This is a genomic window from Thalassospira sp. HF15, assembly GCF_011806525.1.
Classification (GTDB): Bacteria; Pseudomonadota; Alphaproteobacteria; order Rhodospirillales; family Thalassospiraceae; genus Thalassospira.
In genome coordinates this window covers 214,825-238,646 of record NZ_JAAVKI010000006.1, presented here as the reverse complement: position 1 = coordinate 238,646, position 23,822 = coordinate 214,825, and the positions used below count along the sequence as shown (strand labels likewise).

General features: G+C 56.7%; 30 protein-coding genes. 6 read left to right on the top strand and 24 right to left on the bottom strand.

Going from position 1 to position 23,822, the window contains the following annotated elements; all coding sequences use genetic code 11:
- Window positions 1-51: 51 nt before the first annotated feature.
- The 4 genes from HED22_RS15135 to HED22_RS15120 form a co-directional block, all read right to left on the bottom strand.
- Window positions 52-525, bottom strand: a complete 474-nt coding sequence (locus HED22_RS15135; RefSeq protein ID WP_167723721.1) for a hypothetical protein — start codon at window positions 523-525, stop codon at window positions 52-54.
- A 63-nt stretch (window positions 526-588) separates the two neighbouring features.
- Window positions 589-1,473, bottom strand: coding sequence for a TIGR01459 family HAD-type hydrolase (locus HED22_RS15130; protein WP_167723719.1), 885 nt, complete (start codon window positions 1,471-1,473; stop codon window positions 589-591).
- 18 nt (window positions 1,474-1,491) lie between these two features.
- A complete protein-coding gene (locus HED22_RS15125) occupies window positions 1,492-2,661 on the bottom strand; it encodes a quinone-dependent dihydroorotate dehydrogenase (RefSeq protein ID WP_167723717.1) in 1,170 nt (389 codons plus the stop codon).
- 100 nt (window positions 2,662-2,761) lie between these two features.
- Window positions 2,762-3,145 (bottom strand): helix-turn-helix domain-containing protein, encoded by a 384-nt coding sequence (locus tag HED22_RS15120; protein WP_167723716.1) that lies wholly within the window; start codon window positions 3,143-3,145, stop codon window positions 2,762-2,764.
- Window positions 3,146-3,300: 155 nt separating this feature from the next.
- On the opposite strand from HED22_RS15120, the gene HED22_RS15115 reads away from it, so the two are divergent.
- On the top strand, window positions 3,301-4,413 hold the full coding sequence (locus HED22_RS15115) for an NADH:flavin oxidoreductase (RefSeq protein ID WP_167723714.1): 1,113 nt from the start codon (window positions 3,301-3,303) through the stop codon (window positions 4,411-4,413).
- A gap of 110 nt (window positions 4,414-4,523) precedes the next feature.
- Here the strand turns inward: HED22_RS15115 and HED22_RS15110 are convergent, their stop codons facing one another.
- Window positions 4,524-5,108: an exopolysaccharide biosynthesis protein gene (locus tag HED22_RS15110; RefSeq protein WP_167723712.1), complete on the bottom strand. Its 585-nt coding sequence runs from the start codon at window positions 5,106-5,108 to the stop codon at window positions 4,524-4,526.
- Window positions 5,109-5,235: 127 nt separating this feature from the next.
- Between HED22_RS15110 and HED22_RS15105 the strand changes: the two genes are divergently transcribed.
- Complete coding sequence (locus HED22_RS15105; RefSeq protein ID WP_167723710.1) at window positions 5,236-5,472, top strand: DUF1413 domain-containing protein; 237 nt, start codon at window positions 5,236-5,238, stop codon at window positions 5,470-5,472.
- On the opposite strand, the gene HED22_RS15100 is transcribed toward HED22_RS15105, so the two are convergent.
- The gene (locus tag HED22_RS15100; protein WP_167723708.1) at window positions 5,469-5,828 is read right to left on the bottom strand and encodes a DUF952 domain-containing protein; all 360 of its coding nucleotides are present in this window, start codon (window positions 5,826-5,828) and stop codon (window positions 5,469-5,471) included. The two genes, HED22_RS15105 and HED22_RS15100, sit on opposite strands and share 4 nt — an antisense overlap.
- Window positions 5,829-5,865: 37 nt before the next feature.
- Window positions 5,866-6,783: a LysR family transcriptional regulator gene (locus HED22_RS15095; RefSeq protein ID WP_217701894.1), complete on the bottom strand. Its 918-nt coding sequence runs from the start codon at window positions 6,781-6,783 to the stop codon at window positions 5,866-5,868.
- Between the two features lie 73 nt (window positions 6,784-6,856).
- On the opposite strand from HED22_RS15095, the gene HED22_RS15090 reads away from it, so the two are divergent.
- From HED22_RS15090 to HED22_RS15080, 3 genes are all read left to right on the top strand, one after another.
- Window positions 6,857-7,777 carry a PhzF family phenazine biosynthesis protein gene (locus tag HED22_RS15090; protein ID WP_167723706.1) on the top strand — a complete coding sequence of 307 codons (921 nt, stop codon included), beginning with the start codon at window positions 6,857-6,859 and terminating at the stop codon, window positions 7,775-7,777.
- A gap of 98 nt (window positions 7,778-7,875) precedes the next feature.
- On the top strand, window positions 7,876-8,283 hold the full coding sequence (locus tag HED22_RS15085; RefSeq protein ID WP_167723704.1) for a hemin receptor: 408 nt from the start codon (window positions 7,876-7,878) through the stop codon (window positions 8,281-8,283).
- Window positions 8,284-8,528: 245 nt separating this feature from the next.
- Window positions 8,529-9,437 (top strand): restriction endonuclease, encoded by a 909-nt coding sequence (locus tag HED22_RS15080; protein ID WP_167723702.1) that lies wholly within the window; start codon window positions 8,529-8,531, stop codon window positions 9,435-9,437.
- Window positions 9,438-9,452: 15 nt separating this feature from the next.
- Here HED22_RS15080 and HED22_RS15075 read toward each other — a convergent pair whose 3' ends face one another.
- From HED22_RS15075 to HED22_RS15000, 16 genes are all read right to left on the bottom strand, one after another.
- Window positions 9,453-9,941, bottom strand: coding sequence for a 3TM-type holin (locus HED22_RS15075; RefSeq protein WP_167723700.1), 489 nt, complete (start codon window positions 9,939-9,941; stop codon window positions 9,453-9,455).
- A gap of 175 nt (window positions 9,942-10,116) precedes the next feature.
- Window positions 10,117-10,581, bottom strand: coding sequence for a cell wall hydrolase (locus HED22_RS15070; protein WP_167723698.1), 465 nt, complete (start codon window positions 10,579-10,581; stop codon window positions 10,117-10,119).
- Entirely contained in the window at window positions 10,574-10,900 is a 327-nt protein-coding gene (locus HED22_RS15065) for a hypothetical protein (RefSeq protein ID WP_167723696.1), read from the bottom strand. The genes HED22_RS15070 and HED22_RS15065 overlap by 8 nt, the downstream gene beginning before the upstream one ends.
- A gap of 139 nt (window positions 10,901-11,039) precedes the next feature.
- On the bottom strand, window positions 11,040-11,345 hold the full coding sequence (locus HED22_RS15060) for a hypothetical protein (RefSeq protein ID WP_167723694.1): 306 nt from the start codon (window positions 11,343-11,345) through the stop codon (window positions 11,040-11,042).
- A 309-nt stretch (window positions 11,346-11,654) separates the two neighbouring features.
- Window positions 11,655-13,148: a phage terminase large subunit gene (gene terL / locus HED22_RS15055; protein WP_167723692.1), complete on the bottom strand. Its 1,494-nt coding sequence runs from the start codon at window positions 13,146-13,148 to the stop codon at window positions 11,655-11,657.
- 20 nt (window positions 13,149-13,168) lie between these two features.
- Entirely contained in the window at window positions 13,169-13,495 is a 327-nt protein-coding gene (locus HED22_RS15050) for a hypothetical protein (protein ID WP_167723690.1), read from the bottom strand.
- A 9-nt stretch (window positions 13,496-13,504) separates the two neighbouring features.
- Entirely contained in the window at window positions 13,505-14,611 is a 1,107-nt protein-coding gene (locus HED22_RS15045) for a hypothetical protein (RefSeq protein WP_167723687.1), read from the bottom strand.
- Between the two features lie 56 nt (window positions 14,612-14,667).
- On the bottom strand, window positions 14,668-16,071 hold the full coding sequence (locus tag HED22_RS15040) for a hypothetical protein (RefSeq protein WP_167723685.1): 1,404 nt from the start codon (window positions 16,069-16,071) through the stop codon (window positions 14,668-14,670).
- Between the two features lie 38 nt (window positions 16,072-16,109).
- A complete protein-coding gene (locus HED22_RS15035) occupies window positions 16,110-16,556 on the bottom strand; it encodes a hypothetical protein (RefSeq protein WP_167723683.1) in 447 nt (148 codons plus the stop codon).
- Window positions 16,556-18,496 (bottom strand): hypothetical protein, encoded by a 1,941-nt coding sequence (locus tag HED22_RS15030; RefSeq protein ID WP_167723681.1) that lies wholly within the window; start codon window positions 18,494-18,496, stop codon window positions 16,556-16,558. The genes HED22_RS15035 and HED22_RS15030 overlap by 1 nt, the downstream gene beginning before the upstream one ends.
- A gap of 4 nt (window positions 18,497-18,500) precedes the next feature.
- Window positions 18,501-19,079 carry a hypothetical protein gene (locus HED22_RS15025; protein ID WP_167723679.1) on the bottom strand — a complete coding sequence of 193 codons (579 nt, stop codon included), beginning with the start codon at window positions 19,077-19,079 and terminating at the stop codon, window positions 18,501-18,503.
- A 66-nt stretch (window positions 19,080-19,145) separates the two neighbouring features.
- A complete protein-coding gene (locus HED22_RS15020) occupies window positions 19,146-19,721 on the bottom strand; it encodes a phage tail protein (RefSeq protein WP_167723676.1) in 576 nt (191 codons plus the stop codon).
- A gap of 90 nt (window positions 19,722-19,811) precedes the next feature.
- Window positions 19,812-20,381, bottom strand: coding sequence for a phage tail protein (locus tag HED22_RS15015; protein WP_167723674.1), 570 nt, complete (start codon window positions 20,379-20,381; stop codon window positions 19,812-19,814).
- Between the two features lie 93 nt (window positions 20,382-20,474).
- Window positions 20,475-21,545 (bottom strand): hypothetical protein, encoded by a 1,071-nt coding sequence (locus HED22_RS15010; protein ID WP_167723672.1) that lies wholly within the window; start codon window positions 21,543-21,545, stop codon window positions 20,475-20,477.
- An 88-nt stretch (window positions 21,546-21,633) separates the two neighbouring features.
- Entirely contained in the window at window positions 21,634-21,909 is a 276-nt protein-coding gene (locus HED22_RS15005; RefSeq protein WP_167723670.1) for a hypothetical protein, read from the bottom strand.
- A gap of 38 nt (window positions 21,910-21,947) precedes the next feature.
- Window positions 21,948-22,763: a phage capsid protein gene (locus tag HED22_RS15000; RefSeq protein ID WP_167723668.1), complete on the bottom strand. Its 816-nt coding sequence runs from the start codon at window positions 22,761-22,763 to the stop codon at window positions 21,948-21,950.
- A 239-nt stretch (window positions 22,764-23,002) separates the two neighbouring features.
- On the opposite strand from HED22_RS15000, the gene HED22_RS19755 reads away from it, so the two are divergent.
- Window positions 23,003-23,131, top strand: coding sequence for a hypothetical protein (locus HED22_RS19755; protein ID WP_269451512.1), 129 nt, complete (start codon window positions 23,003-23,005; stop codon window positions 23,129-23,131).
- A gap of 20 nt (window positions 23,132-23,151) precedes the next feature.
- Here HED22_RS19755 and HED22_RS14995 read toward each other — a convergent pair whose 3' ends face one another.
- Window positions 23,152-23,802: a hypothetical protein gene (locus HED22_RS14995; RefSeq protein ID WP_167723667.1), complete on the bottom strand. Its 651-nt coding sequence runs from the start codon at window positions 23,800-23,802 to the stop codon at window positions 23,152-23,154.
- Window positions 23,803-23,822: the final 20 nt, after the last annotated feature.

Sequence of the window (23,822 nt, the reverse complement as noted above, 5' to 3'; positions counted from 1 at the left end):
CCGTTTCCCTTCCGAATACATAGGACGACTGCCCCACACCTATATGACATGCTAAATTTTCACCCATCGCGTCGGAAGCTGCGAGTTTCCGCCTGATGAAATTTGCCCATCTATATCTATACCAGAGGCAGATAATAGAGCCAAATATGCGGCAAGGATTTCATTATGGAGCCGCTCTAAATCATTCAGCATCAGCTCACGACCCTCAGAAGAGTTTCGCCGAAAGTTGTGATGCCGATAGAAGGAATGGCTTAAAAAATTTCGTGCACGCAAAGCAGTCTCAAGCATTTCCGCAGAAACCGCAGAATCTTTCTGCTTTGCATTTAAAGCGGAAATCAAACGACCAAGCGTGTGTTTGTTCACCTTTTGAACAATGTCACTGGCTTTGGCTGAATCAGGGTTTCGAATTAGGTCGGCATCCAAACATTCATGCGTAAGCAGCATTGTTCCGAGTTCAGTTTCCAGAAGCTGGGCGGCCTCAGAAACTTCACCGAACTTCTCGTACACGTTAGCCAACGTAACCATTCGAGTTCCAAGATAAATTGGCAGCCAAAAACAAGCTTGATTATGCCAAGAGCAACCTAACTGCTACCAGCAGAAATCCCCCATCGCATAGGTGATGTGACGGCCTGTGGCGGCCAGCAGGGCATCAAGCTTTTCGCGTTCCGGCAAGGTGCCGCGCGGCGCGCCCAGTTCATCAGCATGAATGCCGCCGGTGACAAGCACGACATCAAGACCGGCATTGTTTGACCCGGCAATATCGGTCGAAATGCTGTCGCCGACCACCAGCAATTTGGCATCCGGGCCTTTGTCAAACGCCTGCAGGCAGAAGTCATAGGCGCTTGCCAATGGCTTGCCTTCCCAGCGGACATTGCCGCCGAGTTCTTCATAACGCCCGGCAATTGCCCCGGCACAGATGATACGCTTGCCGCCGCGGATGACTTCGCGGTCGGGGTTCGGGCACAGCACCGGCAAATCACGCGCCTTAAGCGCATGGAGCAAGTCTTCGTATTTCGAAACCGGATCATGATCCTCGTTCGGGCCGGTGATCAGCACCCAGTCGGCGTCATCGACCTCGGTGACAATCTCGACATCCTGCTGTTCAAACATCGACATATCGCGCACCGGCCCCACCATCAGGACCTTGCGGCCCAGTTTGGCATACCAGGGATCAGAGCGCGCCACGAGCTGAGCATAGGCAACTTCGCCCGATGCGACGGCCGGACCATAAAGATCGCGCGAAATGCCCATATCCTCCATCCGGCTGACCACGACCGAGGAACGACGCGGTGCGTTGGACAAAAGGGCGACCGGAATACCGGCTTCCTTAAGGGCGGTCATCGCCGCAATCGAGCTTGGATAGGGTGTGACCCCGTCATGCACCACGCCCCAAAGATCAAGGATCACGGCATCATATTTGCCAATCACCTCGGACAGGCCATTGATCATTTCGTAGGAGGCGGTCTTGCTCATGCCGTCCGGGTCCTTGTCTTATTTATCGTTTTTGTCTTTGTCGCTGGATTTGTCCGCCACAGCCGCCTTGGCAGCCTGCGCTTCGCGCGCGGCCCGCGCCTCATCGACCGGAATGCCCTTGCCCGAAATTTCCGGGAAGGCCGCACCAACCGCATCACTCACATTGGCAAAGCCATCCTTGCGCAGCCGCCGCGAGAGGTCTTCCTTGATCTCGGTGACCAGTTCCATGCCGTGATACACCAGCGAAGAATAAAGCTGCACCAGCGACGCGCCATTGAGGATTTTCTCATAGGCATCTTTGCCCGATGCAATACCACCGACCCCAATCAGCGGCACCTTGCCCTCGGTCAAACGGTAAAAATCAGCCAGAACCTTGGTCGAGGGCGCCATCAGCGGCGGCCCCGAAAGCCCACCCTTTTCATCCTGATCGTAGCTATTGAGCCCCACCGGGCGATCAATCGTGGTGTTTGAAACGATCATGCCATCCAGCTTGACCTTGGTCACCACAGCCGCGATGTCGGATTTGTCTTCCTCGGTCAAATCGGGTGCGACCTTGAGCAACACCGGGACCCCCTTGGCAAAGGAATTCCGCGCCTTGATCACGGCCTTCAAAAGCTTTTCAAGTGGTGCCCGGCCCTGAAGCGCGCGCAGGCCCGGCGTATTGGGTGAGGAGACATTGACCACAAGATAATCCGCATAGGGACCAAGCGCCTCGACCCCCTTGGCGTAATCGCTTGCCGCATCTTCGGAATATTTGTTTTTGCCAAGGTTGGCGCCCAGAACACCGCGCCGTGCACGTTTGCGAAGGCGGCTGGCCACAACTTCGGCACCGTCATTATTAAAGCCCATGCGGTTGATCACCGCACGGTCGGAATAAAGTCGGAAAAGGCGGGGTTTCGGGTTGCCCGGTTGCGGAAGCGGTGTCACCGATCCGATTTCAACAAAGCCAAAGCCATGTGACAGCATCCGGTTGGGGACTTCGGCATTTTTATCAAAGCCCGCAGCAAGCCCGACCGGATTGGCAAATTTGCGCCCGAACACCTCGGTCTCGAGCATCGGGGTTCCATCCGTCGCGTCATCATCGCGCGGCACCAGATTGTTTTTCAGCGCCCAGATCGCCAGACCATGGGCGGTCTCGGCATCAATCCAGCGGACAATCGGCAAAACCAGTGACTTATACCACCCCACGCGAGACTCTCCGTGCTTGAAAGGACATGTCCTTTTCTTACGCGGCTGGCAGCTTTTGAGCAAGGATCAATCCCGATTTCACCGGGAAATCAGATGACGCTCAGACCGTTTCTTCCATGCGTTTGTCAAACGCTGCGCGGGCAGCTTCGACTTCGGGCATGTTTTCCTTGGTCCAGTAGTAAAGCGCCTTGAAAGGACCAATCAATGTGCGGCCCAGCGGGGTGATTTCGTATTCCACCGCCACCGGCGATGTTGCGATCACATTGCGCGCGACAATGCCGTTGCGTTCAAGCTTGCGCAAAGTCTGGGTCAGGGCCTTTTGCGTGATGCCTTCAAGGCCGCGCTTGATTGCGTTAAAGCGCAGCGGGCCATCGGCCAGCACCGCAAGGATCATCATCGACCATTTATCCGCAATCTGATCAAACAGCCCCCGGCACGGACAATCCTGCCGGAATTCCTTGATCGAGCATTCCTTCATTTCCATGACAGATCCCTTCCAATGCGCGGTTTCATGGCCTCAACCAAAGGTGTGCAGTTTCCTTGAGTATACCTGGTTACCTCAAGGTGCCTGATTGACACCAAGTATATAACATATATCTAGTCACCATCATAGACTTTCATGAACCGGAGACTTCCGTAATGACCAACACCGACATTCTGTTTCAGCCGTTTGAGCTGAAAACGCTTAAGCTTGCCAACCGCATTGTCATGGCCCCGATGACGCGCAACAAGGCACCGGACGGCATTCCGGGGGCGGCCAATGCCGCATATTACAGCAAGCGCGCCGAAGGCGGCGTTGGCCTGATCCTGTCCGAGGGCACGGTTGTTGATCGCCCGGCGTCGCGCAATCTGCCGCACATTCCGTTCTTCCACGGCGATGAAGCAATCGCCGGCTGGAAGGCCGTTGCCGATGCCGTGCATGCCGCCGGTGGCAAAATGGGCCCGCAGATCTGGCATACCGGATCGACCCGCACACCCGATAGCTGGGAACCGGATGCGCCGGTTGAAAGCCCGTCTGGCCTTGTCGGTCCGGATGATCCGCGTGGCAACACCATGACGGAATCTGATATTGCCGACACCATTTCCGCCTTTGCCAAGGCCGCCCTTGATGCCAAGAATGCCGGGTTTGATACCTTTGAAATTCATGGTGCGCACGGCTATCTGATCGATCAATTCTTCTGGTCGGGCACCAATCTGCGCACCGATCGCTTTGGCGGCAAGACGATCAAGGAACGTTCGACCTTTGCCCGCGAAGTGGTGAGCGCCATGCGCGCGGCCGTCGGCCCGGACTTCCCGATCATCCTGCGCGTCAGCCAATGGAAACAGCAGGACTTCACCGCCCGCCTTGCCACCACGCCTGATGAAATGACCGATTGGCTGGCCCCGCTGGTCGAGGCCGGGGTGGACATTATTCACGCATCGCAGCGTCGTTTCTGGGAACCGGAATTCCCCGAAATTGACGGCGAAAAGGGCCTTAATTTTGCCGGTTGGGCGAAAAAGCTGACCGGGGCTGCCACCATTTCGGTTGGCTCTGTTGGTCTGTCATCGGACTTTATCGGCGCGTTTTCCGGCGAAGCCTCGGAAAAGGCCGGCCTTGATGAGCTGGTGGCGCGCATGGACAAGGGTGAGTTTGACCTGATCGCGGTTGGCCGCGCCCTGCTGAGCGATGCCCAGTGGGCCAACAAGGTCAAAAACGGCGCGTTCGATCAGCTTGAAGATTTCAGCGCCTCTGCGTTGGCAGAACTGGTGTAGGTCTGCTGCACCAATCCCCCCCCTGTTGTGCCACGCAAAGAACAGCCCGCCACTTCCCCGGCGGGCTGTTTGGCTTTGGGGCCTTCGGGTCTGGCCCTTGGGTCCTGACCCTAGATAATCTCAAGCAGGAAAATCAAAGTCCCGGCGGTGATGCCAAGGGCGGCCAGCATCAAAAGCCCGTCGCTGACCAGAACTGCCAGACCAAAGGCGGCAATTGCGCTCATCGGGGCGATGGCGGCAAAGGGCACAAGTTCGAACATCGGCATGGCCAGTGACAGCAGAAGGCACATCAGGGCCGCAATTCGCACCGCCACCCCACTGATCAGGCTTTCAAACCGCCCGCCAAACCAGCGATCCATTCGCTTGGCCACCGGATCAATCTTATCAAGCCCCTTGCAAACCTTGTCGCCAGAAATCTCTCGCTCGGCCAGGAAATCGGGCAACCATAAATGCGTGCGTCCGATGATGATCTGCAGGGAAAACACGGCAACGAGTGCGGCCAGGAAGGTCGGCGCAAACGGAATAGCACCAACCGGCGACATCCCGATCAGGGCGGGCACCAACAGGAACGGTCCCTGACTGCGTTGACCAAGCTCAGCGACAATATCGCCGACCGAAACGCGCTTGTCTTCGGCCGCGCGATCACCGATGCGCGCAACAATAGCCTCTACCGATGCATTTTTGGGATCGGTCATGAACGACACTTTCGGCGATGGATATGAATAATATGCATACCCAAGAAACGCCTGATCGCCCCGGATGTTTCCAACCAATTTGCGCCAGAACAATGCACCGAAGCTGCCATCGTGATCAGATCACCAGATGACACAGCTTGATCTTGATAAACTGAAAGAAACGCTTGCCGCCCGAACCCCCGGCCCGTTTCATTTCCATGAAATCTATGGCCCGGACTGGGATCGGCTTTATATCGGCGACAAGGTCAAACTCGGCCACGCGTTTCTGAATGCCGTGCGCGCCGGAAAACTCCCCGGCGTGATCGATACCGGCACCAAGAAAGGCGGCGGGCGATTGTATCTGTGGAAACCGCGCGGGGCTTAGCGCAGATCTTTGGGCAGGATGTGAACACCGTTTTCATCAAGGCGAATTTCATCAACCTTGGTCACGTGCTCCACCGACAGAACATCATAAAGATGCGGGAACAGGGTCCCGCCGCGCGCCGGTTCCCATTTCAGCTTGGCCGCAATCGGGGCGATCGGAACGCGCAAAAGTTTCAAGTGATCGCGCCCGGCATAATGCAGCGCAAGCGTTGCCGCCAAGGTATCCTGGGTCGAGAAATGGATAAAGCCATCGGCAATATCATGGGGCGCACCGTCATATTGTCCGGCACTGAGCGCCTCTGCCCATTCATCCGAACCCAATACGCGGTAGATCGTTTCATCTGTTGTATTTGTCATGGCGGGAATTTAGGCAGCCGGACCCAAAACGGCAAGCCTATTTCATCTGATCGCTAAGCCAACGCAGAAGTAACTCATATCGCTCCGTCCCCGCAAACTCTGGGCTGCAGACCAGCCAATAGGCTGATTTCATCGCGATGGCGGGGCCAACCGGCTTTAAAAACCCTTGGGCAATATCGCCTTCGATCAGAAGGGTGCGGCCAAGCCCGATGCCCATGCCGTTGATTGCCGCCTGCAACACCAGATCAGCGCGATCAAAGGCCAGTGCATTGATTTGTGGATCAAGCGTCACCCCCGCCTGCCCGGCGTAATAATCCCAACTGAAATCCGTGCCATCACGCGCGCCCACCGCATCCTTGAGCAAAGTGATGTCAGATGACCCGATCATTTCTTCAAATGTCCGATCCCCCGCGACATAACCGGGGCTTGCGACCGGCGTGATCTCGGCCTTTTTAAGCAAGCTGGAATGCAAACCGGGATAGGGTCCCACGCCAAACCGGATGGCGGCATCAACGGTGCCCCGCGTGAAATCCACCGGCCGGTCATTGACATCAAGGGCGATCTCAAGCCCCGCCTGCTGGGCAGCCGCCAAATTGGGCAACACCCATTTCATCGCAAGGGCAGATGCCACCGACAGGCGCACCGTGCCCTCTGTCCGGAATTTTTCCAACCGATCAAACGCGGCGTCCCAGACATCGACTGTTTCAAGGGCCGCCGCACACAGCACTTTGCCATATTCGGTTGTCGTGATCTGGCGCGTGGTGCGGGCAAAAAGCGCAAAGCCAAGCGCCTCTTCAAGCTGGGTGATGCGGTGACTGACCGCCGACTGATGCACGCCAAGCTTTTCGGCCGCCTTGCTGAAACTGTTTTCACGCGCAATGGCGGCCAGCACCGGGGCCAGAGGGATCACCCGCGCCATCAAATCCGCCCGCGACATTTCATGAGCTTTATTCATTTATATATGAGTCCAGAATCCCTGATATACGCAATATATTCGCTGAAACACAGATTTTAGCAGGAATATAGATATGAGTACATCTCAAGAAAAAACTCACACCATTCCGGTCCAGATCGTCAATGCGTTTGTGAAAAACGAAACGGGCGGCAACCCGGCCGGTGTGGTGCTGGATGCTGACCATTACAGCGATGCGCAAAAGCTTTTGATCGCCCAGAAAGTTGGCCTGTCGGAAACCGCCTTTGTCTCGAAATCCGAGACCTGTGGCATCAAGCTTGATTTCTTTACGCCCACCAAACGCATCGCCCATTGCGGCCACGCGACCATCGCAACCTTTTCCTATCTCGCCGAACTGGGCCGCTTTGGCGATGGCGTGACGTCGAAGGAAACCGTCGATGGCCCGCGCAAGATCATTCTTGAAAACGGCATGGCCTATATGGAGCAACTGGCCCCGACCTACACCCCGGCGACCGATTGGGTTGATCACGGTGTCACGCTTGAGGATGTCCTGAATTCACTGTCGATCACCGAGGATGACCTTGATGACCGTGCCCGCCCGGTTCTGGTCAATACCGGCAATAACTTTATCGTCATTGCGGTGAAAAACGCCGAGATCCTTAGAAACATCACACCCGATCAGGACGCCATCAACGCGATCAGCGAGAAGCTTGATCTGATCGGCTATTACCTCTTCACAACCGAAACCGGTGGCGCAGGCGACACCGGCATCGACGCCACCACCCGCATGTTCGCCCCGCGCTATGGCATCGAAGAAGAAGCCGCCACCGGCATGGCCGCCGGCCCGTTGGCCTGCGTGCTCCATGACGTGCTTGAAATCAAAAAGGACAGCTTCCTGATCGCCCAGGGCGCATTCATGGCAGAACCGTCGCCCAGCCAGATCAAGGTCACCCTAAACCTCAAAGACGACCGCATCACCGGCCTCATGGCCGGCGGCAAAGGCAAGGTGATGAAGAACCTTGAGGTTGTTCTTTAATCAGCAGCCGACACCAACGTTTCTGCGGGCAAGTTAGCCCCTTCGCCCGCTGAAACCTACCCCTGTGCTTCATCCGGCTTTCATGGCAAACTTGGGACATGGATGATGAAATCAACCTGCCGCCGGGCATTGGCCCGCATAATGACCGCGAACTGGAATTGATGCTGGCCGGAACAAAGCCGATGGCAATGTTCTCGGACGCCGTCCATGTCAGCGACTATTTCCCCGATGCCGATTTCGCCCCGTATGTCGCCGCAGGCCGGATCATTCGCATTGAGGAAATCATCCCCCGCCCACCCCATGACATGCGCTACCTGTTCTTCGCCCTGCCCGGCGAAGAATGGCGGATTGAGGACGCGCTGGTGATGTGCCGCAATCTATGCGCCGGGACGGTCAAAGACCATGAAGCAGATTCCGCGCGGATGGGGGAGTTGTTGGGGTATTCGGCGGAAGAGATCAACGCATTCCTAGCTCACGCAAAAATAGGCGGCAATCCAGAAACATAAAAGGGGACTGTTCCCTTTTTACACTAATGCACCCCATTGCTTTTATGAGCGCAAAACCTCTCTGACATTACTAAAAATGCTCTCCAAAAACCGAAAGACCAACAGAGACTTACAATAAACTGATGATGCGTATTCTGTACTCGCAAAAATTGTGAGAGAGTATTCTTACTGCGAAACTCCAAGTCTAAATGTTTTTAGGCAAATGGTATAATAGAGGAATATCTCACAATCAGGATATCTGCGGCATGTCAAAGACGACCGGACACGATAAGGAAAAAGCTGATTATCAGAAACTTGAAGAGCTTGTCTTCAACATCCAAAGAGAACTTGCCCCTGAAGCCGAGATTGTTCATGACGCCAAAATGATGGGTCGCCACAGTAAACGCCTACGTCAAGTTGACGTATTGATGACCCAAAGGTGCGCACAGTTCACCATTCAAATTGCTATCGAATGCAAAGATTATGCTCGCCCTCTTGATGTTAAAGGTGTTGAGACGTTTGCAGGTCTCCTAGACGATATAGGCGTACACCAAGGCGTTCTTGTCTGCCCAAAGGGCTTCACAAAATCAGCAAAGACCAGAGCAAAAGCATTTAAAATATCCCTTTATAGCCCCGCAGATACCTCAAATCATAAGTGGACTGTCAATGCTAAGATTCCTGCAATTTGTGACTATCGGGCAGCGAAAATCTCCTTTGGAATAGAGACTTCAGCCCCATTACCGCTCATGCTGCCACCCAATTTCCCATTTGAGGTGAAAGTGCATGACAGCCTTGATAACGAGCTTGATACCCCCTTCTCCATTGCCTCTAAAACTTGGAACTCTGGTCTATGGCCAACTGAGCCGGGGTCACACAACAAACTCCCGCTACGAGATGGGATAACCAAAATAGACAACGGCTATGGACAAATAGTGCCCGTTAAACTCTATGTAGATCTAGATGTCACACAGGAACTATTCTTCGGATATTTCCCAATAGTTCGGTTATCAGGCTTCAAAGACGAAATTGCGGATAAGGTGATTACAAATAGTTTTGAGGCTGGTTTAGTCAGTCCAGACGAAGTTTTTAAAACTTGGAAAAAGGTCGAGAGTATCCAAGATGCTCCATGCGAAACCGATATCCTTTTGCAGGCACTACTAGCTTGGCCTGAGTAAGCGTGCTCGTGAGTTTTACAAGTTCTTCTTATCCGCACTCCGCTTAACCACACTCACGCCCAAAACCCCCAGCGCAATACCCCAGATCGGGCTGGTATTGACCAGCGCGGCGATGATCGCCGGGGCCTGAAGTGGGGTCAGGATGATGGCATAGGCGATTGCGCCCATGGTCATGATCCAGGTGAGTGCGACGGCGTAGCCGAAGCTGGGGCGCCAGCGGCGGACAAAGGCATCTTCGCTGGCGACTTCGGCCCGGATGGTGCGGTTGACGGATTTAAGCGTCTCGGTATCGCGCGTGAGTTCGATTTCGGCCATGCGTTCGGTGTGGCGATTGGCGGCCGAAATTTGTTCCGGGGTAACATCGCCTTTGGTAACGGCAGCCTCCACCTGTTTAAGGCCTTCGGCGGCCGTTTTGGCGATCGGATTGTCGATATGATCAAGCCCCGCCCCCACCGCCTTCATCAAAAGCGGCAGGCCGATCTGGGCAAGCAATGCTGGTATCATCTAAGTTCTCCCTCAAATTCGGGGCACCCCGCCGATGGTCGGGATTGGCGTTAAGGCGTGACGAAAAGGAGCATTGGCGAGAACCGGCGCACAGCGTACGTTTGAGTACGTGAGCACCGGAAGCGCAGCCAATGGTTCTTTGCAGTCCGTCTTGGCGGCAATAGCGGCCATCGGATTAGCCGATGTTCTTGTAGAACAGGTGGTTCCCGATCTCGGCGACCGGCACATGGCCGCGTGCCCAGAACGGATCCACCGCATGGGTGTGATAGTGGGTGGCACCCTCGGTCTGATCGGGAAGGTCGCCCGCCACCGCGCGTTTGGCGATGCGTTTGCACAGACGGTATGCCGGGTCGCGCGGGCTAAGTGCCAGCAGCTTCTTGCGGTTGGGGTCCGCCTTGTTCCAGCAGGAAAACTGCGAGGGTTTGAGACACACCGATTTGATGTCATTGCCCCACCAATAGTGCCCGCGAGATTGCGCGAACGCCACGCGATTGAGGATGACGGATGCCACTGCCTCGATCCCGGCAAGCTCTTCGCCGCGTGCCTCGCCATAAAGGGTTCGGGCAAGAACTTCGACCTCGGAAAGCGTCGCGGGATCGGTGATTGGCGATGTATCGGGTCGGATCAATGTATCAGTCATGGGCAAGGTCCTTTTTGCTCGGGGGTGCTGGCATGTCGAGCTTGGCCTCGATCCGGAGCAAATGGCCGGTCAGGCGTTTTTCGACATCCTTGAGATAGGGGATGGAAACATAGTTGCGTGCGACATCGAGCTTGAACGCCGCCAACGCATCGCGCAGATCAGACGTGTCTGACTCCTCGCGGGCACGGAGTTGCTCCATACGGCCAAGCAGTTCGGATCGCATCCGCCATTGCAGCCAGAACAGGCTGGCGACAGCAGGAATTTCAACAGCCGTGATCCACCAGATCACATCAATTGACTGGGTCACAGGCAGGGTCATGGGGGCCTCGATTTTCGGACAAAGAAAAACCCGCAAGCCTTGGCTTGCGGGTCAGTTCACCGTTTTCTCCACCCGGGGCCACACCCCGCGGGTTGGATGAACGGTCAGAGCATTCAGGAGGCAGGCAACAGGTTTGACCCTAGGCTGCCGGGCCTTTCAGCTTTTCTTCCAGGTCCTGCCAGGCCTCGCCAGAGGCAACAAGGCAGCTTGGACCGGACGGATAGGTAAACAGGATCGTCCAGGTCTGGCCGTCGGGCGCTTTAAGCACCTCGATCACGCCCCCATTGGACGTCACGCCAACCGCGACCGGCTGTTCGGAATATTTGGCACTCAGGCTGTCGATCACCTTGGATCGATCCCCACAGACCGGGGATGCCGAGGCTTCGGGAATTGTTACTGCAACGGCACCTGCCACCACAGCGATCAAGCTCAGTGTTTTCAACATGGTCAGGCCTCCTGACAGTCAGGTGCGCCCACATGGACGTCTTGTTTTCCTGTACTGCGAAATGGATCAAAAAATGATCTTTGGCCGTTTCCCGGACCGGCTGCTTTGTAACCGGCACCCGCCTTTGTCTGAATCAACTACGCACTTTGGTATAGGAATAAATATTACTTACTATTCTTTCATATAATAAACGTAGGAACCAAAGCTGAATTTTCCATGAATATTTCGCAATTGTGATACACAGGCTCCCTAACCATTTGGCATTGCGGGAAAGTTTTTTCCCACTCGTAAGAGTTTCTATTCAGACTCTCACGGATTGAAATGGCTCTCGGCCCGAAACATTCCGCTTTGGCCCCGCCAGTCGGCCCGTCGGATCGGCATATCAACCCGCGGCAGCCGCACCGGATCATTCAAAATACAGCCCGCCACCGCATCCAGCCCGTCATCCGGGCCATTGCCATCGGGATGCCAATCGCGCATCTGCGCCAGAAATGGCGTTTGACCCACAGCGTGATGGACATGCAGCAAGCCTGCCCCCATCACCGCGCCAAAGGCATCCTCGATCCGGGTGGCTTTGTTGGTGCTCTCATAATGCTCTACGACGCTGGCCGCCCATCCGATTGATTTTAGCTCCCGCCGAAGAATATTGGGCAGGAACCGGCCAATGCCATTGGTCTCGACCCGAACCGACGGCAAATGATGGCGCGCCATGAATTCGGCGACCTGTGCGCAAAGCTGGCTCGCTTCATCCTGCCAAGGCTTATCGCCGTTTGTCTCCGGGTTTGAGGCCCGCAGCCACGCCATATCGTGCAGCCAATATTCGCCCTGATCACAGATGTAAACGCAGGCCACCACCGCCCCGTCGCCGTGCTTTGAGCCGAAACTCGGATCAAAATGGCAGGCACTGGCGACCATGGTGCGATCCGTGATCCGAAGGCGCATGCGGCCATTGCCATAATCAATCTCGGCTGCGTCCTCATAGAAACGCAATTTCGCCGGATCAAGCATCCCGGCCACCGGGGCGACCATTTCAAGCATCATCTGGCTTTGAAACTTGCGCGCGGGTGTTCGGGCCTGCATCGCCGCAATCGCCTGCTCATCAAAGCGTTCCGGCCAATTTGATGTCCCGTCCCTATTGACGATGGGAAGTTCATAACGTGAAAAACCCGCAAGGAATGGGGCTACTTCACCGATTTCGGTGCGGGCTTCACGGGCATAGATCGAATAATAGCTGTGCGGGGTGCCAACATAAAGCTGCGCCCCGGTCGGGCCCAACACATAGGCAATTTCGCCAAGCTTTTCGCGCAGTTCGGATCGCTTATGGGCGGTGTCGCTGTTTTTGGGCACCTCGACATCATCACAAATCACCAGATCGGCGCGCGACCCGGTAATATTGCCACCAATCCCAACCGCCTGCATGGACGGATCACGGAAGATGCCGCTGCGCGCCACCGTAAACCGCTCGCTCCCCCAATCCACCAGCTTTTCGGGCAAAAGGGCCGCCATCAACGGATGACGCTCCACCACGCGCTTGACGTTGCGCACCATCTTTTTCGCCAGATCAAGATCGGCGGCGAGTACGAGAATGCGCAAATCGGGATCACGATACAAAAGCCAGGCACAAAAAAACCCGACCAGGGTGGATTTGCCGGAATTGCGAAACGCCATCAAAAGCATTTCCCGCTTGCCCGACTGCCAGCAGTCTTCAAGCCAATCGGCCATCTTGCGATGATGGGCGGGCATCCCCAGCCCCAACATCTGATCCCAGATCCAGACGAATTCGGCGAAGCGGGCCTGTGCCATGAGACGCCTCCTTCGCTTTGCTATGCCGCGTCAATGTCGGCCAGTGCCTTTCTGGCCGTGGTGATCAGATCGGTTGCCGATGCGTCTGGCGCGTCACCTGCATCCTCTGCGCTGGCACCCTGCCCCTCAGACGCCCAGCGCAGCAGCTTGATCAACCCATCAAGATGCCCGAGTGCTGTCTTGCACGCTGCCTGATGGGCATTGAAATCCTTGGCGTCGCGCAGAAGCGCGGCCTGCTGTGCCGCCCGGCGATAGGCATTTCGCACCCGTTTGATATCATCGGGCAAATCACGTAGAAGTTCCGCCCGCAAGCTCGCGATTGGATCGGTGTTTTCCGTCTCACGCATCGCGCATCCTCAGATAGTTGAAAGCTCTGACAGCCGCGCATTGGAAAGCTTTTCCGGCCAATAGGCGAGATTGCGCACATACCCATTCATCGCCTTGTCTGCGCCGTCAAAGGTGGCCAAAACGATGTTGGTGAAATTGCGCGGCATGGCAAAGCCATCGGGCGATGACAGCACCACACCATCCAGCCCGACCGAAACCCCGTCATCGTCCCAGGCCAGTGCGATGCGATGGCGGCTGTCCTTCGCAAGCGTGCCATACAGCGACTGGGTCACAACCGGCACGCCCCCCTTGCGCAGCGAAATGCGCAACTGATCAGCCGCACTGTCATAGCCAAGATCAAGATGGTCATCATTAAGGCTCATGGAATACATCTGCACGATCCGCCAGATGCCCTGCCAGTCACGCGCGGTATGGATATCAAAAACAAATGTCCCGCGCCCTTGGGCGAACCAGTCACCGGGATCAAGGCGCACATCATCGGCCGCACGCGCCGCCGGAATGCCGTTGCTGATGATATCACTGGTCGGCGCAGCCCCCGCTTCAAGCTGGGCATTCCAGATCAGGACGGAGGCCGGAAGCGCGCTGATTGCGGTGCTGATTTTCGGGTATCGGGTGGTGCCGGATGCCGGTTCGGAAATCCAGACACGCTGCCAGTTTTCATCCAACACGAAACCATGCGCGGATGCCCCGTCAACACCACCCAGCGTAATATCCGCCGTGCCCGACACCACCCGCATCCAGACGGCGAAGCTATAGGTATCGCTTGCAACCAGCCCACCAACATTCTGGTAAAGGCCATCCGCACCCCCAGCACTACCGGGAAGGTAGAGCTGCATCGCGCTCTGACTGCCATCCGGGGCGGCAATCGCGCTGCTGGTCACGGTCACCCCGCTGTCCTTTTCCCAAAGCGCATTGTCAAAGGCATTGGAATAGCGCAGCAGATTGGTCGCGACCCCCTCGACCAGAAGGCCCAACCGCCGCCCCAGTTCATCATGATCATAGGCCGGTTCATCGTTTGAGCGGGTTTCAAGCAGGCCGCTTGGACCGCGGACAAGCTTCGTGCTGGCACGCGTGACATTCATGCAGGCCGCAAGCGGTTGATAACGCAATCCCATGGGATGCATCTCCTTGATCAAAATCTGTCTGGATGGCGTGAAGATGTTTTGGCGCGCTAACCGCCAATGCGATGAATGTGACACCAGGTCAAAAGATCATGGTCTCCGATTTCACGCGTCTCGGTATCGCTATGCATTACCCGAAGGCGCAAGCCCGTTGCGGGTGTGGCATCAATCCGGGCGATGCCATTCAGCCGCAGACTGTGCGCCGCCCCGCTGCCCATCGCGGTGATGTCATTGGCCTGCAAATGGCTTGACCAATCCGTGCCGTCAAAGCGTTCCAGCGACAATGTGGTAAATACCGACTGGTCTGTAATGGGAAAACGCACCCCGACATCAACATGATAAAACCCCGGCGAAAGCCCGGTCACACCATGCACGCCGCTGTCATAATGTCCGTGACTGTCTTCAATCACCTGATCCCATTCCACCAGAAACGCCCCACCTGCCGGGATCGATTGGCTGGCAGTTCGAAGCAGTTTGATCACCGGCCCGCTTTCATGAATGGGGGCTGCAAACCAGCGCGTGCCATCACAGATCAGATCGACCATGTCGCCGCGTGTCGGCAACGGATAAACGGTCGCATCAATACCGCCATGGATCGGGCGGATCACATCGCCCGCCGCCGTCGTAATATCAACCATGGTGCCATCACCGTTAAACACCCGAAAGCGCACGCCATTGCGGGCAACGGATGCCACCGGCAGGGTCAATTGCGCACCACTTGAAAGCCTGACCAAGGATCCGGTTTCGCGGATATCCATAATGCGGCTGACGGGCGCATCAATCACCGGCATGCGGCGCTCATCCTCCCACGCCAGCAGATCGCCACTGCGAAAATCAAGGTTAAGCATCGCCCTGGCAGAAGACCGTTCAAACGAGGCACGTGCTGTTTCTGATCGACTTTCGGCGGCTTCGGCCCGGTTGGCGGCGTCCTGCGCCTGGCTTGCCTTGGTGCTGGCAACCGCAATCTCCGTCCCGCTTGGGCCATTGGCAAGCCCATCCCCCGCGTCGTTCCAGATCAGGGCGCGACCGGGTTCAATAACCGGCAGCTCTGCCGATGCGCCGTCCCTTTGCCCCGACCCAAAGCGCAACGTGCCCGAAAGCGCGCGATCAACATCGCCAAGGGCGGCTGTCATGAAATCAAAATCGCGATCCAGCGCATCACCACGCGGGATCGACATGGCGTCAAAGCTGCTCAGGCGGCGCAAATGCAATTGCCGGGCAATGGTGATGGTGGTGGCGTTCGCCGGTGGGGTTTCAAACCGCACCACACCACCCCCGCCCTGATCAGTCGGCGTTAACGCAATGTGAAACCCGGTATCGGTTTCCGTGCCATTGATGGCAACCCGCACGTCGCCTGCATCAAACACATCAAAATCAAATGGAAATGTGTCGCGTGCGCCATCGCCGACAAAGGCAATGCTGGCACGGACCTGATTGGCAAAAACGGCACCCATCGCTTACTCCCCCCCTATAAAAGATCAGCCCCAGAAATTCAGCCCCAGCCGTCACGCTTGGAAAACCAAGCATTGAGGCGCGCAACCGTGTCATCCTCTGTGGATCGCAAAAGCGACTTTTCGCGCCAGGCGGCCTGTTGATTGATGCGCGTACGCTTGCGCGCCGTTGCATTGGCGCTAAGGTCCGCATCCTGCCGGGCGGCTTTTTCATAGCCCGCCAGAACCGCACTGGCCGATCCCGATCCACCCGCCATCAGGCCAGATGCCCCTTGCCGGGCGCGGATGGTGGCCTGACGCCGACGTAGGTCTTCTTCGCGTTTGGCGGCATCTTCGCGCTCACGCGCTTCGATCTCGGCCAGATCGGCCTGGCGGGCGGCCTCGCCTTGATTGATCCGGCTTTGGGTATTGGCCTGATCGGCCGCCACACGCTGACCGGTTTGCAGCACCGATGCCGCCATCGGCACGATTGATGTAAATCCACCCATCAGTCATTCACCCCCATTTCACTGGCCGCACCGAGCAACAAAAAAGGCCGGGGCAATGCCCCGGCGATGCGCCATAATCCACTTTTGACCTTTCCCCCGCTGCCCCGCCGCCAGCCAAGTGCGCGCAGCGTAATATCCCCGCTATAAAGCGCATCTTTATCATCGGGCGATCGTTCATCATCGGGTGACACCGGCAGCGCGACATCGCGCAATCCCCGTCCGGTATCAACCCGAAGCTGCCCGGTTTCCTGCAAACGCAGGGTCACGGACACCAATCGCACGGCATTCCCACCATGCGGGCGGCTGCCATCCGATGCGGCCGGCGGCAGGGCATAAATTTCATGCGTAAACGGCAATCCGACCGCGATCTCCGATACCGCACCGATGCTCTCAGACAGCGTGATCGTGCCCCCGGCAACCGGAATGTCATGGGCCAGAACCCCGTCCTGCCAAACGGAAACATCAAGCCCCTCCAGCAGATCAAGATTGCCCCAATGTTGGCGGGGCGGTTCTCCCTCTGCAACCGTTTGGCGACGATAAAGATCAAAGCCGCATGCCGGGTCAAACACGCCCAGGAAATAACGCCCGCCCCGCTCCAACACGACATAAACATCCCCGCCCGAGACGGAGACAGAGGTAAAATGACATCCCGCAACCGACTGCGAGGACCAGGCGGTAATCGCCTCACTGCGGTACAGTGTCAGGGTCGCAAGCGATCCGTCCCTCATCACCACATGCAAAAGCCGTCGATCCGGATCAAAGGCCTGATCGATGGGATGATCAATCAGATGACGCGACAGCAACGCCAGATCGGCCGATCCATAGGCCTGCTCAACATCGGTAAACAGGAACTCACGGATTTCACGCCCGCTACGCCCGGCAAAAAGCGTTGCGCCATCAACATTGACCAACGGCACGGTACGATCGCTCTGGCTGCCAATGCGCGTCTGGCGGGTGACCTGGACATTGGCCGGTGTCAGGGGATCGCCTGTGACCATCCATTCCGACCCGCTGGTAAAGACCTGCAAATGGCGTCCGGCGAAAATCCCGGTGATGGCATTGACCTGATCGGCAAGAAGGGCAAATTCAATCGCCTCGTCATCCAGTCCCTCGCCCAGCTCAAAATTAAACAGATCGCCGGACTTGGACATCCAGAGCCGGTTGGGCAGGTCGCGCGATCCGCCAATGATCAGGCGGTCCTGATGAAAGGTCACGCTGCGTGGCCAGCCGCGCACATCGGAAAAGGCCTGCTCGACAAAATCGACAGTGGCATTGGCATTGGGCAGGGCCTGTTTCAGCGCGATCTCGGCGGTGCGGGCATCACCCACACTGGTGATTTCACCCTCAATCCCCTGAATCCGCCACAGGGTGCCGACATGCTCCGGCACAAACAAATCCACATTGGCGATGAGCTGGACCGTCCCGCTGGTGCCCGACGGGGTCAGGGTGGCGGCGGGTTGAACGAACTTGTAATAGGGCTGGCTGGTTTTGAAATTGGTTTCGCGCCAGGCCCACAGGCTGGTTTGCCAGCTGCCATCGGCAGTGCGCGTGATCCGCACCGGCGCGGCATCGGGATGAACCACCAAAAGCGTATCGGCACTTTGCGTCCAGTTCAGAAGATCATGATGCTCCGTACCAAAGGTGTTTTCAAACCGGATCGTTGCCACCCCGTCTTCAAACACCAGCGCACGTTTGTCGCCAAAGGCCAGCAAATAGGTCTGCTCGGTATTAAACTCGAACTGGATCAAACGCGTTGGCCCCGGCAATTCGTCAATCAATCGAATGCCGGGACGGCGGCGCACACCGCCCGATGGCTCGATAAACACATTGCGCAGCCGTGCCGCGCCATTGGCATAGGCGCTCAGATCTGATCGGCCCCACAATTCCGGGGCCAGTTCACCGGTCGAAAATGTGTTTTTCTCCAGAACGCGGCGGGCCATGGGCTCAGTTCCTTGCAGAAATCAGGGAAAAATCATCAATCGCATGCGGGGTGGATTGCTGCGCATCAGCTAACCTTGCTTCGCGCAACTGGTCTTCAGCCCGCTTGAACAGGTACTCCGCCCGCGTACTGCTTTCAGTCAGCGGCAGGCAAAATTCGGCTGCCAATCGCGCCATCAATGCCAAATCAAACCAGGCGGGGAAACTGCCCTCAGGCAACCGCGCGACATAGGCCAAATAGGCACTTTCACCGGCGACCTTGATCGCCTGATCACGCAACTCGAACTGGGCAATCTTGCCGCCCTCATGTTCAAGCGACAGCAAGCGGATAAAATCGCGCGGCAAGGCAAACAGTGCACTGCCATCCTTGGGCGAGACCGACACATCCTCATCCGCCAAGCGCGATAACCAGGCCCCCCGCCCGGCAAACCGCCACGGATAGCCCGCCAGCATCCCGTCGCGCACGGTGGGATACAGCATCCGGGCAATCTCGGCCTCGGCAACGTCTTCCTCAAAAGACGAAATCGGCGCCGCCCCGATCATCACCAATGCGCGTGCACACAGCGCGACATCACTTAATGCCATTACGTCCCCCCCAAAAGAAAACGGAGCCCGGAAAACCGGGCTCCGCAAGGTTGTCGTTCGCCAGAGTTACGACGCCGACGGATAAAACGCCTTGATCGCAAACAAGACCACATTGTGTTTTGGAACTGTCTCCGATCCGCCAACTTCTGATGTATTCACACTCGCTTCAACGGAGTTCTCAGCGCCACCAACGATTGCGCCGAGACCGACGTCGCTAGAAGCTCCTGCGGTGACAATATGGCTGTGAGCTTTGATTGCATCGTCCTGCCATGTACCAACAGCAAGACCAGAACTTGCATTGTAGCCCCTCAGAAAATCGTAGAGTTGCGGTAGGTTAAACGTGGTAGAGCCGTCACCGTCCCCCCAAAGTGTGCCGATGGTCGCAAACAGATCGGCATATTCGGTGCGCGAGATAGCCGAACCATCACAGACCAGCCAGCCGGTCGGCGGGGTTGGCATGGCGAACGCCGAAACCGAACCGATTTCACTGCCCGCGATAACACCACCGCCGCCAGAGCCACCGCCAGCAATCAGCGTTTCGATGGCTTGAAGCAACTGGGTCTTGTCATCGCAGTCGGGCCAGATGCCTGCACTCTGAATAACGTTCAGAACTTCACATTCCACTGCGGTTGAACCCTGCATGGGCAGTCTCCTTGGTTTGATAAAAGAAAACCCCGGCAACACATGTTGCCGGGGGCGAGGGAAAGACGTGATTTGGTGAAGGGATCGGCGTCAGGCTGCCGCAGGCTGGGACGCCTTGATCGCGTAAGTCACAGCGACGTTGCGCGGGCGGGTTTCATCGCCAGTTCGCGATCCCGGGCTATTGGCGCTATCAAAGTTCAGAAGTCCCGCCGGGCGAAAGATACCATACTCAGTTGATGTCTCGCTCGCACCACCGACGCCGGAGGTACCCGCAAGAGCTCCATTCGCAAAATTGCGATTGAGCGCGGCATAAGTCGTATCGGTCTGACCGGTAATACGTTGCATCTGATCAAGCTGCGCCGATGCAAACACCCGCTCGTCGTCCACACCACGCCCGGCATCAAAGCCGCGCAGAAACTCTCCGCGCAGATCAGGAATATTGAAGGTCGTACTGCCGTCACCTTCGCCCCAGACAGTGCCGAGTGCGGCAAACAGGTCGGCATATTCCACACGGGAGACCGCAGAACCATCACAGCTGAGATAGCCGTCCGGTACTGTCTGAGTGGCAAAGGCATGGATGGAGGCAATCGGCACCTGCAGGCCAGCAATCTGGGCGGCGTCAAATTCTGTGCAGATCGTAATCTTGTTGCAGTTACACATGGGCAATCCTTTTTTCAGGCGAGAAAAGAAACCCCGGCAGCGAATGTCACCGGGGAGAAAAACCTTTCAGGTCTTTATCAGAAGTTTTGATTTCTAAAGGGCGTCGCAGATGCCGCGCAGCCCGACAACGCTATTTGCTTCCCACGGAGCCGCGCCCGAGTGGATGTAACGAGAGCCGCAATGCGCACCGTCATAGAACACCCCGCCACCAATGAAGCATCGCCAAGCAACGTGATTAACACTACCTCGCGGTGCGGAAGAATCCTGACCCACATTGACCACGGAGAAATCCTGATTGTAGTTGTTTCCGCCAAGGTCGAAGTGGCCATCAAGCCAATCCCAGAGGTTCCCTACCGCATCTACCACATTGAACATGGATACCGATTTCTCGACATCACCAGTGGTTGTCGGCCCGGTATTGGAGGTCGCCGACCAAGCATAGGTATTGTTGCCATCCTGGCCAGCTGGCGCACCCTCTGCATAAGTCAGGAATTCTTCAACGGTCGGCAGGCGCTTGCCCGCATTGCGCACAAGCAGGTGGAAGTCGGTACGGGCATACACATCATCCTTGATCGGGGTTACACCATAGCGACTGACGGGTACATTTTCCGGCCAAGTGCCGGTGCCCTCGGAGTTCAGGTAGATATCGGCCCAGAACCCGCCGGGGACGATTTCGACCATGCCTGTCGGATCACAAGTTGGGCGATGTTTCAAATCCCAGACACTGTTGGGGACTATCTGCACCGTCGGCATGTATGACAAATCATATCGATTGGCGACCGGGCGCACCCGGCCGTAGTGGAACCCGCCGATTTTGCGACTGTTGGTGGCGTCATACCCATCAGGGAAAGCAACATTCTTAGTGGCAATCAATTTGGCTTCTGACGTTCCTTCATCTGCATCAACCGCAAACAGACTGATATCATCACCAAGGGCCAAGGTAGTCAGCGAACCGTCATGATGGGTTGGGTCAACAATCGACCAATCAGACTGGGTATCCAGAAAATAACCGTGACCATTCCCACCAATATTGACCAGACATTCGGGAATGTTCAGCGTGTTGGCGCTCGCTGCCGAAATTTGTCCGTTGATCGCAAAGTAACCCGCGAAAGCTGCGAACTGCGCAATATTGACATCCGAACAAAATTTAACCGTTTGATCCATAAAGCGTTCCTTGTTTCGGAGAAAAGAAACCCCGGCAACATCATTCACCGGGGCGAGGTTGAGGGAGGATGAGAAAGGTCAGTCCAGATCAGTCGGTGTTTGAGGTGCCGACCGCCGTCATGTCACGCACATCAACACCACCCGCACCGGAACTGGCGACAACAAACAGGCCACCGGACAGGGTCGCATCGCGGTTGGTGTTGGCGATGATGAAATCACCGACGCGCAGCATGTCGCGCGCATCAGCAAAATAGTCGGCGGTATCGACGTCGGCGGCGACGTCCGGGGTGATGTAGTGCCACAGCGTAAAGCCGTTGGCGTAGGCCAGAACACTGAGGTTTCTGGCTTTGAAACCTTCTGCCATTTGGGTCTCCTTGGTTCGGGAAAAGTCGGATCAGGGGGTTATTCCTGTGCCTGCAAACACACCACGCCATCGCCATCAATGAGCGTCGCGCCCTGGCTCATGGAGTTATTGACAAAGTGGGCAGCGTGATCGCCGTGCCAGGTGATATCGGACTGGACCTCGGAGCCGATTGCATGACCAATGGCTGTGCGGTGATACCAGAAGCAGGAGCGAATGCCGCTTGCGACCGGAAGGCCGGAATGGGGCATCCAGAGCGTGCCGAGCCAGCGTTTGGCCTGTGTGCCCTTCCACGGCAAATCGTCATCGCCGATATAATCAGATCGAGAAAACTCATCGATAAGAAGCAGCTCCGACCACTGTTTCCAGCCAACGATCGCATAGCGCTGCCCGTCATCGGGAACGTCCCGGTCGCCAAGGCCCTCGAACGCCATCATCACCTTATCAAGGGTCATCCCCTCGGTATTATCGGGCACGACATCCTCGGCCCCGACCAGCGCATTAATGATCAGCTCGTCGGTCTTGCGGCCAAGTGCATAGGCCCCGGCATTGGCCAAAACCATCTTTTCATCATGGTTGATTTTAAGTTCATCAAGCGCATCGACCCAGTCACCGGCGTAATAATCGCGCAGGTCACAGCGCACCGCCTCGTGATCGACATTCATCACCGGCACCTTGCCATGACGCGCCTTGGTGGTGGCGGTCCCCTTGCCGACTTTCTGGAAAACCGTGGTCGCGCCCTTGATCGCGTTTTTCACCCGCACTGTGTTGCGGAGCTTTGATCCCATGCGTTGATAGGCCTGATGCACATCGGCCTGAAAATGGTCGATGAAGCTTTGATCAATCGTGGTTGTCATCGATTACGATCCCCTTGTTTCAGATATGATTTTGTCGTGATTGCAGGCAGCCGCCGGGGTTCAATTGCGGGCCCGATCAAGGTCACTGCCACAATTGCCCCAAAACCCGGTCATTTTCCGGTCATGGTTTGATGGTTTAACCGTGCTGTCTCACGTTGGGACACGTCGCGGATTTGCCCAGACCTGTTGCACCCGAAGGGCTTATCTGTGCGTTTCAAACAAGAAAAAGAGTGTCTGCCGTGAAGAAGTCGGTTTTGCTGGTGTTCAGCCTGATCGGGCTTGGGGTAGCGGGTTATTTCCTTTTGCCGCTGACCCCGATACCCGATTATGTCAACGCGGTCATCGACCGGGCTGACAAGCTGTTTTAGGGCGAGATGCCTAAGCCAGTTCAGCTTTGTGACAGGCGGGCAAAATCCGCCTGCACCTCGGCGACAAGCGCCGGATCACGATCCCGCCAATAGCGCGGATCATTCATCTTGCGACGGATGTCAGACCGCAAATCCCCACTACCTGATCCGCCATCGGCTTTGCCAAGTGCCGCCTCATCGTTTTGCCCCATCATGCGATGCATGGCACGCACGCCATCGGCACTCTGACACAGGGTTTCAAAGGCGGCGTCGGGCAAGTTGGCCTTGCCCCAGCTTTCAATTTTCGGGGCCAACTTCTTCCAGTTTTCTGCCCCGCCAAATTCGGCCGCCAAGGCGGCACGGTCGGTCGCGCGCTGTGCGGCCTGATTGATATCACCCAGCAGGGGTGACAGGACCTCCCCGGCCAGATCATAGACCAGCTGCGCCTGCGCGTTGCTAAAGCCTGCCTCGTGCAGGCGCTTATTCAGATCGGCATCAATCTCGCCGATGCCCTCCGTAAGTTCGATGGCGTAGGCATCTGGCGCGTCGGGCACCAAATCGGCAAGGGCTGCGGCATCAACCTCGGCTTCCGGTTCCTCGCTGATGGCACCGGGTGTTTCGGGTGTTTCCGATGCTTCCGGCACCTCAGGTGCTTCGGCTTCCGGCGAAAGAAGATCAGGTTCGGTTGTCATGCGGACACTCCAGTTTTCTG